This window comes from Flavobacterium sp. LC2016-12 (assembly GCF_015351595.1).
GTDB lineage: Bacteria > Bacteroidota > Bacteroidia > Flavobacteriales > Flavobacteriaceae > Flavobacterium.
On record NZ_JADKPT010000003.1, the window covers coordinates 108,010 to 121,751 of the forward strand.

The 13,742-nt window shown below is 33.6% G+C and carries 9 protein-coding genes; all 9 read right to left on the bottom strand.

Features of this window, described 5'->3' with window-relative positions:
* Nucleotide 1: 1 nt before the first annotated feature.
* Nucleotides 2-1,807 carry a glycoside hydrolase family 2 protein gene (locus tag IRZ99_RS07085; RefSeq protein ID WP_194656597.1) on the bottom strand — a complete coding sequence of 602 codons (1,806 nt, stop codon included), beginning with the start codon at nucleotides 1,805-1,807 and terminating at the stop codon, nucleotides 2-4.
* A gap of 145 nt (nucleotides 1,808-1,952) precedes the next feature.
* Nucleotides 1,953-3,134 (bottom strand): glycoside hydrolase family 76 protein, encoded by a 1,182-nt coding sequence (locus IRZ99_RS07090; protein WP_194656598.1) that lies wholly within the window; start codon nucleotides 3,132-3,134, stop codon nucleotides 1,953-1,955.
* 57 nt (nucleotides 3,135-3,191) lie between these two features.
* Complete coding sequence (locus tag IRZ99_RS07095) at nucleotides 3,192-4,316, bottom strand: SusE domain-containing protein (RefSeq protein WP_194656599.1); 1,125 nt, start codon at nucleotides 4,314-4,316, stop codon at nucleotides 3,192-3,194.
* A 28-nt stretch (nucleotides 4,317-4,344) separates the two neighbouring features.
* Nucleotides 4,345-5,970 (bottom strand): RagB/SusD family nutrient uptake outer membrane protein, encoded by a 1,626-nt coding sequence (locus tag IRZ99_RS07100; RefSeq protein WP_194656600.1) that lies wholly within the window; start codon nucleotides 5,968-5,970, stop codon nucleotides 4,345-4,347.
* 12 nt (nucleotides 5,971-5,982) lie between these two features.
* On the bottom strand, nucleotides 5,983-9,069 hold the full coding sequence (locus IRZ99_RS07105; protein ID WP_194656601.1) for a TonB-dependent receptor: 3,087 nt from the start codon (nucleotides 9,067-9,069) through the stop codon (nucleotides 5,983-5,985).
* 497 nt (nucleotides 9,070-9,566) lie between these two features.
* Nucleotides 9,567-10,592, bottom strand: a complete 1,026-nt coding sequence (locus tag IRZ99_RS07110; RefSeq protein WP_194656602.1) for a LacI family DNA-binding transcriptional regulator — start codon at nucleotides 10,590-10,592, stop codon at nucleotides 9,567-9,569.
* A 217-nt stretch (nucleotides 10,593-10,809) separates the two neighbouring features.
* Nucleotides 10,810-11,325 carry a phosphoheptose isomerase gene (locus IRZ99_RS07115; RefSeq protein ID WP_194656603.1) on the bottom strand — a complete coding sequence of 172 codons (516 nt, stop codon included), beginning with the start codon at nucleotides 11,323-11,325 and terminating at the stop codon, nucleotides 10,810-10,812.
* 36 nt (nucleotides 11,326-11,361) lie between these two features.
* Nucleotides 11,362-12,300: an ROK family protein gene (locus tag IRZ99_RS07120; RefSeq protein WP_194656604.1), complete on the bottom strand. Its 939-nt coding sequence runs from the start codon at nucleotides 12,298-12,300 to the stop codon at nucleotides 11,362-11,364.
* Nucleotides 12,301-12,590: 290 nt separating this feature from the next.
* Complete coding sequence (locus IRZ99_RS07125) at nucleotides 12,591-13,277, bottom strand: SGNH/GDSL hydrolase family protein (protein ID WP_194656605.1); 687 nt, start codon at nucleotides 13,275-13,277, stop codon at nucleotides 12,591-12,593.
* Nucleotides 13,278-13,742 lie beyond the last annotated feature (465 nt).

The following is a 13,742-nucleotide window of genomic DNA, read 5'->3' on the forward strand; positions in this document are numbered from 1 at the left end:
ATTATTTAATAGAATTAATTACTTCTTGGTTTATTTTATTTACTTCAGAAAAATTCATTTTGTCTACTTTGCGATCGTAGGTCATAAAACCGTTTACTTCTCCTTCAACATCAGTTGTTTGTGTATACACAGCTGCCGAAAATCCTACTTTAGCCAATTTAATTAACTGATCAGCGTACTCTTTATATTTAGCCGTTGTTTCATCTGTATTTTTAAACTGAGTATATCCCCAATTTTTATCGGTTTGCCAAAGATGATCTTTTACAGGAAGGCCTATACCGCCATATTCTCCTAAAACCGTAATTCTTCGGGCATCGTATAATTTCAATTCCGGTCCCGGATAATGATGAATGTCTAAAATATCTCCGGTTTGAAAGTGATTTCCTCCACTTGAAGAATTTACTAATCTGCTCGGATCGTGGTTTTTTGTCCATTCTGTAATTTCAACCGTTTTGAATTGTCCCCAGGCTTCGTTAAATGGAACCCAGACTACTATACTTGGATAAGAATATAAATTATCCATAATCTCGCGCCATTCTTTTTTGTATGTCTCCTCAGATTGAGCTGTTCTTTTTAGTTCAGTGCCTTCAAAATATTTATGCATTTGCCAAATTGGACCTTCATCACCGCTTGGCATATCCTGCCAAACCATAATTCCGAGTTTGTCGCAGTGTGTATACCATCTTGCAGGCTCTACTTTTACGTGTTTACGAATCATATTAAAACCTAGTTCTTTAGTTCGAACTATGTCATATTTTAAAGCTTCATCAGTCGGAGCAGTGTATAATCCATCAGGCCACCATCCCTGGTCAAGAGGCCCAAACTGAAAACAGTCTTTATTGTTGAGCTGCATTCTTACAATACCATTAGCATCACGTTTAGAAGATATCTTACGCATTGCAAAATAACTTTTCACTTCATCCACAATTTTTCCTTTGCTGCTAAATTTTACTTTAACATCATATAAAAACGGACTATCCGGTGACCATAATTTTGGATTGTTCAGGACAATATCCAACGTTTGACCTGCAACCGCTTTTTCAGAAGCAACTACATTTGTTCCGTCCAATACGGTAACTTCAACGATATCTTCGGCTGTATTTCCTTCTAATTCTGCATTAATACTAATTGTATTACGATCAATATCCGGAGTTGTTCTTAAATTGGTGATGTGTTTTTTATTTACGGGCTCTAACCAAACTGTTTGCCAGATACCAGAAACTGGTGTGTACCAAATCGATTCCGGGTTTTTAACTTGTTTGCCTCGTGGTTGTGTTCCGTCACTTGTTGGATCCCAAACTTTAATAACCAATTTTTGCGATTTACCATTTAAAAATGGTGTTATATTAAATGTAAAAGGTGTAAAACCTCCTGTATGCGTACCAATTTTTACATTATTGATCCATACTTCTGTTTTCCAGTCTACTGCACCAAAATGCAATAAAATATCCTGATTTTTCCAATTACTATCAATTGTGAAATTGGTTTCATACCAAACTTCTTTTTCTGATCCTACAGATTTCATTACTCCCGAAAGGCTTGATTCAACAGCAAACGGAACGAGTATTTTTCCATCGTATCCTTTTGGTGCTGTTTGTCCTACTGGCTGTATTGAATAATTCCATAAACCATTAAGATTTTTCCATTGATTCCTTTCCATTATAGGTCTTGGATATTCAGGCAACGTATGATTTGGGTCTACCTGTTCTGCCCATTTGGTTTTTATTTTATCTCCCTGTGGTTTCCATTGTGCAAAAGAGGTAAATCCAACAAAAAGACAAAGTATAACTATTAATTTATTCTTCATTATGAAATTATGTTTTTGAATTTTTAGAAGTATCCTAAAAATGTGTTTTTTCTTAGCAAATAATAAGGCAAAATAATATAAAACCTGAAGGATGTTTATTTCCTTCAGGTGTTACAAAAATTACTAAACAAACAAACTTACTTACTTAATCAAAATATCCATCTTTATCAAGCTTAGCTGCAGCTTCGATAAGCATTACGCCGCTTAATTGAGTGGTAAGATCTACATTGGCACCAGCTGCAGGCGCAACTTTCCAATTATTTCCTGAAAGCATAGCTGGTCTTAAAATTCCTTTTTTATAGAATGTTTCAGCATTGAACTTCATGAAATCAGCAAATTTTTCTTTATCGGTAGAGTTGATAGTTTCTTGTTGTGTCAACTCAGTAAAATATCTTACCAGGATACCTTTAAACAAACCACCATCTCCCTGGCCTTCATCTTTTAAAATACCTTCTGAAACTAATTTTGGGCTTGTTAAAACGGATCTTCCAGATTTAACTGCATCATCAAGATACGTCTGATCATTTGTTGCTTTATACAATCTTAATCCAGCACCAATCCAGGTTCCCATATTGTAGGTAAATACCCAGTCTTTATTAGTGGTAATTACACCATTAGTTTCTGAAATATTATCCCAAACCAATCCGGAAACAGGATCAACAAGGTTCTTCTTCTGCCAGGCATAAATTTTCTTGGCCCATTCTAAATCTTCAGGATCTTTGTCAATTTCATACAGTCTCATGGCAAGAATAGCAGCAGGACCATTAGAAACTGCATTTTTTTGCATTGGAGTATCTTGTTTCCATGTGATACCACCTCCAAAAACATCGCTCCAGCTTAATTTTATTCGTTCCCATAAAAAATCAGCAACTTCTTTATATTCTGCGTCTTTTGTTGCATCATAGGCACGAAGACTAGAATTGGCAAGCCAAAGCATATCATCGTTAAAAACGTTATTATACGTGTTTCCGTTTTTTACTTTAATTCCTTGTAGCAAAGCTTTCATTTTAGGAATGTAACTTTCATTACCCGTTCTTAAATATCCATCAACAAGAACATCCAATACGTGAGCATTAGGCCAATAATGGAAAGTGCTATTACCGGTATTATTCTGGATATAAGTTCCGTTAGAACCTAAATAAGTATTAGTAGTAGCAAGCTGTAAAGAATCTGCTGTTTTCGCCCATGTATATTCGAATTCAGGAGCAACGACCCCATTAGGATCACGTAACGGAATTGGATCATCATCACAAGATGCAGTCAATAACCCCAATCCGGCAATAGACAAAAACAGGATACTATAACTTTTTGAAAAAAATCTTTTCATACTATTATTATTTAAAAAAGTCTCTCAAAGACAATCCCTGAGAGACGTCTTGATTATTTATAAAATTGTAAAACTGTGTGTGTATGCTGTTGCAGCTGCGCTAAAATTAATTTCTGCATTTACATCACTATTATCAATTGCAGTAGCAAATTTGAAACAGTTGTTCCAGAAATCATTAGTAACCGGTACCATATACCAGTATGATGCCGCAGTACTGGCATCTGGTCTGTTATTGTCTCCATTAACACTGCCATACCATTCTTCTGATGTTGTATCACCGTTTACAACTGTAAACTTAAATTTATAACGCTCATCTTTACCCCATGATTCTACTTTGAAATCAATGTGCTTGTTAGCCGCTTTCCAAATACCTCCACCAGAATAAGTATATTCAAATAAATAAGAACTAAGTGGCGGGAACCACAATTCAATTTTTTTAATTTCGGTCATAGTTGTTGACCCATCGCTGAAATCAACTTTTATTTTATACACTTTACTTTCTCCGGCATACGTTGTAGCTCCATCTTGTTTTAATTTAGCTTCGCTGATATAAAATACTTCAGGAGTTCCATTTTTTCTTGTTATAAATTTGTAGCTACCTGCCTTTAGTTTTGTGTAAATTTCAAATGAAGTAGCGCCAGTTTTTTTGAAAGCCTGTGCATCTGCAACAGTTTCTCCATTTTCAGAAGCTGTACCTGTAATAAACAACTGGTCCGGAGTTGGGAAACCGCCTGGTCTCTGAACTTCGATAATACCTGATACTGAAGATTTTTGAACATTTAATCCTTTGGTAGAATAAACCGTCCATTTTAATTTTCCAATACTTTCAGATTGAATTCCAGCCATTTCAGCAATTTTGTTCAGCTCAGTAAATGAAATGTTCAATTTATTTTGGAATCCTTTTCCATCTGAAGGGATTGTGTAAACCGGTTTAGAGAAATCGCCACTTTCACGATCAAAAACTACATCGTAAAGTACCGCTCCGTTATCTTCTGCCTTTGCAGCTTCCCACTCAAAAATAGCAGAACTTTGCGCTCCAAGATCAAAAAATTTATTATCAGCTGGTGAATAAAGAGCATTAACTGCACTTACATTCGTGTGGCTCATTGTTTCGTCGTTGTCGCAGCTTACAAGAAATATTGCGCAAATAACTATTAATAGTTTTGAATATATATTTTTCATGTTATTGTTTTTTTAGATTGATATTATTTTACCAGTTTGGATTTTGAGTTAAATTTGAATTAATCAAACGTTCGTCTCTTGGTATTGGCCATAAGTAGTGTTTATCCGGATCAAAAGTTCTTAAATTAACTCTTAAGTATCCATTATCTACTGAAGAAACACCAAATTGTGCTCCATGCGCATAACCATTTAAAACATCTTCAGCTATCTTCCATCTTCTGATATCAAATATTCTAAGACCTTCCATTCCAAATTCTGTACGGCGTTCATTTCTAATCACTTCACGAAGTCCTGTTTGTCCTAGTGAAGCATTATAGGATAAAGCTGCACCATCTGTAAATCCTGCTCGCGTTCTTAAAGCCTTAATGGTTTGATCCCAAACTGTACTGTTCATTTGGTTCAACTCATTTTTAGCTTCAGCATGCATCAACAAAATATCAGCATAACGGAAAAGCATTAAATTTAAACCAGAATTTAAAGAGGTTGTATGCTGTAAATCATAGTATTTACGCGTATAATATCCTGTAGCCGTTTTTGATGATCCTTGTGCATATTCATCAGGCGCAGCAGTATTTGGATCAGAACCCGGTTTAATATAAATAGTTTTAGAGCTTCCATCTGCTTCTTTCCAGTTGTATTGATCATACACTACTGTTCCGGTAAGTCTTGGATCTCTGTTTGCATAAGGATTATTTTCATCATAACCTGAACCAGCTTCATTAATTCTTTTTCCGTTAGTCATTATGTAACTATCAACTAATTCCTGAGTTGGTGCTAAGCCATTTAATCTTGCACCGGCAGAAATTGGTGCCATATCAAAAAACTCTCCCCACATTCTATCAATTGGTACATATTGCAAACTCAAGATATCTTCGCTACTGTATTCGTTTTGTGTTGCAAACAAACCTTCATAAGAACCAAATAATGCATATTGACCATAGGTGTTCGCCATAAACTGTTCTGTCACCTGTGCCACTTCTGCCCATCTGCTTTCATACAAAAGGACTCTTGCTTTTAAGGCCACTGCAGCTCCTACAGTAATTCTTCCTCTTTCAGCAGGAACTAACTGCGTATTTTTAGGAAGCGCTGGAATTGCAGCATCAAGTTCATCTAATATAAACTCAACCACTTCAGCATGTGGCGTTCTGCTAATAGTGGAAGCCTCTTCAAGAGAAGGATCTTTCTTTACTAACGGAATATCTCCAAACCACGTAGTTAACTGAAAATGTTGAAATGCACGAATAAAACGCGCTTCAGCAGTCATTCTGGCAATTACAGCAGGATCTGCATCTGGTACGCGTCCGATATTTTCTATAATTAAATTACAGGTTTTAATTCCTGAATATCGATCGTTCCATTCGCCTTTTATTCTTCCTAAAGAAGGATCATAAATTCCTGCCGCAATAGATGCCGCTCCTTCGTTATCTCCTCTTCCGTTATAAGCATTATCAGAAAGTGCTTCATTGTAAAAGAATCTCGAACTGTTCTGCATTTGTGAATAAGCAGTGTTCAAAAAAGTCTGAGCCTTGTTTACACTTGTCCAATAATTAGAATCTGTAAATCTATCCTCTGGTGCAAGATCCAGGCTTTCACAACTTACCAGCAATAATAATACAGCCGGTATAAATTTTATGTGTTTAAGTATATTTTTCATTTTCGTTTTTTTTTAAAAGCTAATATCAAGACCCATTCCGTAATAAGCCTGCGTTGGAAAGGCTCTTCCGCTGTTAGCCCCAGAAGGCGACATACTACTATTGAACTCAGAAAGTTCAGGATCAACAAATTTCACTTTAGATAACGTAAGAAGATTTTGCCCTGATATATACATACGGAATCTGCTCATGCCTAATTTTTCTGCAACATCAGCTGGTAATGAATAACCAAACTGTACGTTTTTAAGCCTGGCGTAAGCACCATCATATAAATACATATCTGAACCTCTTCTAAAGTTATTCGTATTAGACTGGGTACCATTATTTGCCAAACGCGGGTAACGTGCATCAGGATTTTGAGGTGTCCAGTAATCAAGCTGATGTGTATACATCGTCATACCATAATTATAGTGAAATGGCTCAACCAATTCTCCTCTGATCATCATGGTTCTTTTTCCAACACCCTGTATAAAAATACTCAGATCAAAATTTTTGTAATCTGCAGTGTAGGTCGCTCCAAATGTATATCGTGGAAAAGGGTTTCCAAAAATAAATTTATCGTTATCGTCAATCTTACCGTCCTTATTGGCATCTACATAGCGGTTATCACCAGGCTGTACAGTTAAACCTTCAGGAACAGCAGCTCCTTCAATTTCCTGCCAATTTTGAAAGTATCCGTCTCTTTTTAAACCAACATAAGAATTAAATGGCATACCTTCTCTAAGCAGAACTTGTAACTCTTCTACTCCGGTTAATCTTTCTTCACCACCGCTATATTCTAGTACTTTGTTTTTAGAGTCTCCAACATTTACTGTTAAACTTTGGGTTAAATCTTTGCCTTTATGTGTATAAGTGGCGCTTATTTCCCATCCTCTATTACCCACTTTACCATCATTAAAATCAGGAAGATCTGTTCCAAATACTCCTGGCACTTGTGGTGGAATAAGAATATCTGAAGTTACTTTATCAAAGTAATCAAATGAGAAATTTAAAGCTCCTTTAAAGAAATCAGCTTCAAGACCAATATTAAATGTTGCCGCTTTTTCCCATTGGAGATCAGCATTTGCAAAATCATATCCCGTTCCGCTTACGCCAGAATTATTAAATCCGTATCCATTCTGAAAAGTAAAGTAAGTGGTCTGATATTGAAAATTGTTAACGTTTTGATTTCCTACAATTCCATAAGATGCCTTAAACTTCAGGTTACCCACTTTATCCCTGTAATTTTCCATAAAGTTTTCTTTGGTAAGCGCATAACCAACGGTTCCTGATGGAAAGAATCCCCATCTAATTTCTTCTCTGAATTTGGATGAACCATCATATCTAAAAGTAAATTCAGCAAAATATTTATCATTGTAATCGTATGTTGCACGGCCTAAAACAGAGTTTAAACTATTCTTACCTGCTCCACTATTCGAATTATATGTGTTATCTCCTATTACCGTTTCACTCGTTGGAGTTCCTAAATCGGGATCAGTAAATTTCTTGTATACACCAACTCCTCTGTCTGAATGATTTTCATTTGTGACACCAACCATGGCACCAACGTTATGAACTCCTGCAAAAGTTTTATTAAACTCAACCAAAAATTGCGTATTTAAGTCAAGAGCTTTTCTGGTTTCGTCATTGGTATCACGATCAGCTCCATAAACGCCTTGTGGCAAAAAATTTACTTGTTTTGTTCTGCTGTACATACTTCCGTTCCACAAGCGTCCTCCAAAAATACCTTTTAGTTTTAGGAAACTAGTAAGCTTGAATTCAGCATTTAAAGATCCAAAAAGGTCATCATTGTCATATTTTCTAAAACCGCCCTGCTCTAATATCCCTAAAGAGTTAAATTGCTGCAGTACATCATTTGTCAGGTAATTGCCATTTTCATCTTTTTGTTTATAATAAAGTGGAACCCTGAAAGCATCTACCATTAATGTACCGGTACTGGACGAATGATCTGAAATTTTTTGTTTTGCATAGGCAAGACTGGAAGTCAATTTGAATTTACCGTATTCATTGGTAAGATTAATTCTGAAATTGTAACGCTCCAGACCTTTTTTTGGTCCTACAAAATTACTTTCCTGATCTACATATCCTAATGAAACCAAATAAGTAGAGTTTTCATTACCTCCTGAAACAGAAAGATTCTGATTTAATTGCAGTGCCGGTCTTACAATTTCTTCAGCAAACCATTCTGTATCTCCATCTGCTTTTAATTTAGCAATTTGTTCTGCAGTAAAAACTGCGTTTGCCTCACCTGAATTGTATGCAGCTTCATTTCTTAGCATTGCATTTTCATAACCATGTACAGGTTTAGTAAAGAAAAATGGATTGTTGTATCCAACCAAACTACTATACTGTACAGTCATCGGTTTTCCTTTACTTCCTTTTTTAGTTGTAATTAAAACAACACCATTATTAGCTCGCGAACCGTAAATAGCGGCACTACCTGCATCTTTAAGCACGGAAACACTTTCAATATCCGCAGGATTTAAGGTATTAATATCCCCTCCCACAATTCCATCAATTACAATCAATGGGCTATTATTTCCCAATGTGCTTATACCCCTAATATTAAGATTTATACCAGCACCCGGTTCAGAGTTGTTTTGCTGAATAATTAAGCTGGGAGCTTTTCCCTGTAAAGCCTGAGTTGCATTAACACTTGGCCTGCCTTTAAAAGCGTCGCTGCCAACCTGATCAATAGCACTAATTACTTTACGCTTCTTTTGTGTACCGTAACCTACAACAACTACTTCGTCTAAAGCCGATACATCCAGATCTAAAGAAACATTAATAGTACTTCTATTGTTTACTTTAACCTCTACTGATTTATACCCAATCATAGAGAATCTCAAAGTTGCATTGGGATTGGTTACTGCTATAGTATAGTGTCCATCAAAATCAGCACTAACTGCGCTTTTAGGATTACTCACATCGACTACGGTAGCTCCAGGAAGAGATAAGTTATCGGAAACACCGATGATAACTCCAGTGACCTGGATTTTTTGAGTCTGGGCGTACATATGCCCCGAACAAATGAGAATAATTAGGAAAAAGAAATGCGTATACAGCATTTTTTTCTTTTTGAAATCTGATTGTTTCATCATAAAAAATTTTGGTTAGTTACTACTTAGTAAAATAATAAGTGAAATTTAAAAGTCATTGAAATCGAATTTCTCAAACTTTTATGGTAATGAATTAAATAAGCTTTTATCCCTTAAAATGCTCCGGAAAATCTCAATTGATAAAAATTATACAGTTACTATATTATTTAATTCCTAACAAACATACTAAAACGTTTTAGTATAAAAAAATTTTTTTTACTATGTATAATTTTAATGTTAATTTTATAAGAAATGAATTTAATTGAAGTAGTTTTTTAAATATAATGCAATTTATTTTCACGAAAACGTTATAAAACGATGCAAAATAAAAAGAATGATAAAATTGACCAATAAACAAATTGTCAGAAAAATTGGTGTAATATATTTAAGAAACGTCTAAAAAAAAACTAATCTGAATGTCAATTGAAAGTATTGACATTCAGATTAGTTTTAAGAAGATAAAACGTTTTAGTATTTATCGATAAAATATAGAGTAATTTTTATTTAGGCAATGAAGATTCCCGTACAATTAATTCTGTTTTTAACACAATTTGATGTGTAATTTCTGCTACATCTTTTTTCTTTAAAAGCGGCAACATTACGTCCATTAAAGCAGTACTTATTTCATTTAAAGGCTGATAAACAGAAGTAATAGCCGGGTCGTAGATTTTGAACATATCATTATCGTCAAATGCGATAATACCGATCTCATTAATTAATTTTGGGTTTTTTACCTTAAAAACTTCCAGTCCGCTCTGCGCAAGATAATTAGTAGCGAAAAAGACGGCGTCTAAGTCAGGATTTTGATCAAGGAACTCCTTAATATATTCTTTGCTTTTTCCTTTATTGATTTCACTATAAGGAATTTGAAGCGTAATCGATTTTAGATTATTTTGAGAAACTGCCTTATCGTAGCCGGAAAGACGACCTAACATCTGTGTTTGATCAGATGCTGTTGTAATAAAACCAATGTTTTTAAATTTATTTTGTATCAAATGTAATGTTGCATCAAAAGAAGCCTGTTCATTGTCAATAACAACACTATTACAATCTAATCCTTCAAAAAAACGGTCTAATAAAATTACAGGTATATTGTCATTTATTAAATTTTCGATGGTATCTTTTATCCCAGGCGACGGTACAATTATAAAACCGTCAACTTGCCGAAAGTTAAACAAAGTGATTAGTTCATTCGATTTCTCATCGTCATTTTCGTTACTGCAGAAAATAACTTTGTAACCTTTATCGTACGCAATATCTTCAAAGATACGAGCCAGTTTTGAAAAGAAATTATTAGAAATATCTTCCATCATAAAAACCAGGATTTTTGATTTTCCGGTTCGCAGACTTTGTGCAATTTGGTTAGGTCTGTAATTTATTAATTTTGCATAATCTAAAACCTTTTTTGTAAGTTCTTTAGAAATGTGTTTTTCTTTTGCTTTGCCATTTAATACAAAAGATACTGTAGTTACAGATATCTTTAATTCATCAGCAATATTTCTAATCGAAACAGGTTTTTTTTTCATTTGAAAATCAATTTAATTTACACTCACAAATTTTCGTCAAATATAGTAAAGTTATTATTGTAGCCTAAAATTAGGGCAATCATCTTTTGATATTTTAGTGTATTTTTTACATTTAATACTCATTGAATCAGATAATAAAGATAAAAACCCTTTTTAGAATTGGATCTTTTACAATAAAACGTTTACAAAATAATTTTAAGCAACATACACTTCAATTTTAACGACCAAAATCATCCTGAAGACGAACAATATCTTCTTCGTCAGAAGGGTTGTTCTGATCTGTGTGCTGCCATATTTCAGCAATAACACCCCATGAGTCTAAACCAATTAAGCGATGGCGTTCTCCTATTTCCATCTTTATAAAATCCTGATCATGAAGCGTTTTTAATTCTCCTTCAACATCTGTATCACTAATTTTTACTCCTACCGGACCTTTAACAACTTTCCAAATTTCAGATCTTCTAAAATGATACTGCCAGGAAAGCCTACGTTCTGGGGCTACCACTAATATTTTTGGACTTAACTTATTTGTGATTTGAACTTCGTCAAGTTTTAAATGCGAAAAAAAGGTTTTTATAAACTCATTTGCCTGATCTTCATCAATTACAAAAAAACCACCCCATGGTCTGGTTTGGTCCTCATTTATAATAGTAAAATTGTGTTTTTCTATTTCACTTCTAACCTTTTCAAAAACGTCGGCTTTGCTATCTGTATCAGATATTTGTATACTCATTTGTTATATATTTTAAAATAATAAATTATCTATAATCTAAAAATATGGCAATTCTGCTTTTAACTTTTCCCAAAAAACTTCGTTAAAAAGATAGCTTGAACCTAAAATACTGGTTTCTTCTGTATTTTCTATAATACTTATTGGTAAACTAATGTTCTGCTTCTTAAAATTTTCTTCCAGTTTATTCAAAAACAAACGATTAGATTTGGCAATATTTCCGCCTATTACTAACAAATCGGCTTCAAATTCAACAATATACGGAGTTAGGAATTCGCTTAAATTATTTGCAAAATCATCAAATATTTTTGCTGTTGCATAATTCTCAATACTCGCAATTTCTTTTACGCCATCTGTAAGTTTTTCACCTGTGCTCTTTTCGTACTGATTTAAAAACCATCTTGTCGAAAAATAATTATCTGCAATATTATCCTTATATTTTTTATCCCATAAACAACCGTTATGAGGAACATTACTTCCTTGTGTTACAGGCAATTTATTATCTAAAAAAGCCGCCCCAAAACCAGTTCCTAAAGTAATTGCAATCACTTTATTTGTATCTGCGTTTGATTCTTGTTTTAGTGCTCCGCCTACTCCAAAACAGCTGGCATCATTTAGAAATCTAAAACTAACATCCTTTTTACTTAAATACCTTAAAAGCTCATCTGATACAGAAACTTTATACAAAGCTTCATATTTATCATTTCCTTCAAACATTGCAATTCCACTTTGGTATTGAAAAGGTCCGGGCATGGAAAAGGCAATTCCAACTGTTCCATTTAATTCCTGTGTTTCCCCGATCGCCTGAATAGTTTGATTAATTATTTCGGCCCACTTTTTAATAATTATTTCTTTAGAAGCTTTACTGTCTACAGCACCGCTAAAATACGTTCCTGAAATTACCTTAAAATTATCACCATTTACTGCAGCACTACTAATATGACTCCCTCCTATATCTACCCCTATTGTTATTGCCATTTTTTATTCCTTTTAAATATTTTTTATTTAATAATCAATTCATTAAATTCATTATCACTTACACTCTAAGCTGATTATGGGTTCTTCGTTTTTCGGATTTAAAATAATATTCAAACCTAAAAAGAAAGATTTTCGACATCCAATACTATATTGTCAAAAGACAATACTTTTATCCTAACTGGTAAAACATTTTACCATTATACTACAAACTCCCTGTAAGACTCTAAAAAAAGCCTCTTTTATATTAAAAATAAATAGCTGATTATGTTTTAATTGAGAAGAATATCACATTACTTTTTGAGTGCCTTTGAAATAGCCTTTTGTAAAATTGGCTCCATTATAGCATACCCGGCTTCATTAGGATGTACACCATCTGTTCCTAATTCTTCTTTTAAACCCCATTTTTCATTAACCATAGCTGAAAAATAATCGACATACAAAAGTTTGTTTTTTTCTGCATACTCTTTTAAAACTTTATTTAGCTCAATAACTTTTTGAGCGGGCTCTAAACCACGTTTCCACGGAAAATCTGCTGCAGGAAGAACAGAGCAAATAATAACTTTTATACCATTTTGTTTTGCCAGCTCATACATCGAGAATAAATTTCCTGATGTTGCCCCAAGAGAGTAAGGCCCCGTATTTTGTGCTATATCATTTATTCCTGCTAAAATAACCACTACTGAAGGTTTTAACGCGATTACATCTTGTCTAAATCGCAATAGCATTTGCGGGGTAGTCTGTCCGCTTATACCTCTGTTAATATATTTATTGGCAGAAAAAAAGTCAGGTCTTTTACTTAGCCAGCCTTCCGTTATTGAATTTCCCATAAAAACCACTCGACTATGATCTTTAGAATTTAGAACCTGCATCTTTGCGTTTTCTTCTTTATACCGATTTAAATTTGGCCAATCCTGGCCGTATGAAATACTACATAAAGAAATGAGAAAGGCTAAATAAAAGGATTTCTTGATTTTCATTATAAAACTAAAAAGATTAAATTAAAATATAGATTTAAGATTCACACACTAATATTGTATTCAAAATATTTTTGTGTTAATAAAAAATTATTATTTAAAATTTTAACGATATAAATAACAATCGATAAAACAATTACAAAATAATAATAAGAATGTGTAATTTCGAAGCAAATATACTAAAACGTTTTAGCAAAAAAAACATTTTCGCTTTTTTTTACTGTCTATTTTGTGAAAAATATAATTCTTTTATTTATCAATAATTTAGCATTCAACTATTTCCGGAAATAATACTATAAAATCTGCTATATTTATTTTGAAAAATCATTTCGGATTACTAAATTATTATTGCTCTTTTTAGTTTTTAACAATTAGATACCCTGTTGTCAAAAAAAGAACATCAAAAATCGCATTAAAGATGTATTTTAGTAAATCTAAATCGTTTTACTAATTCTTTTATCTTTAAAC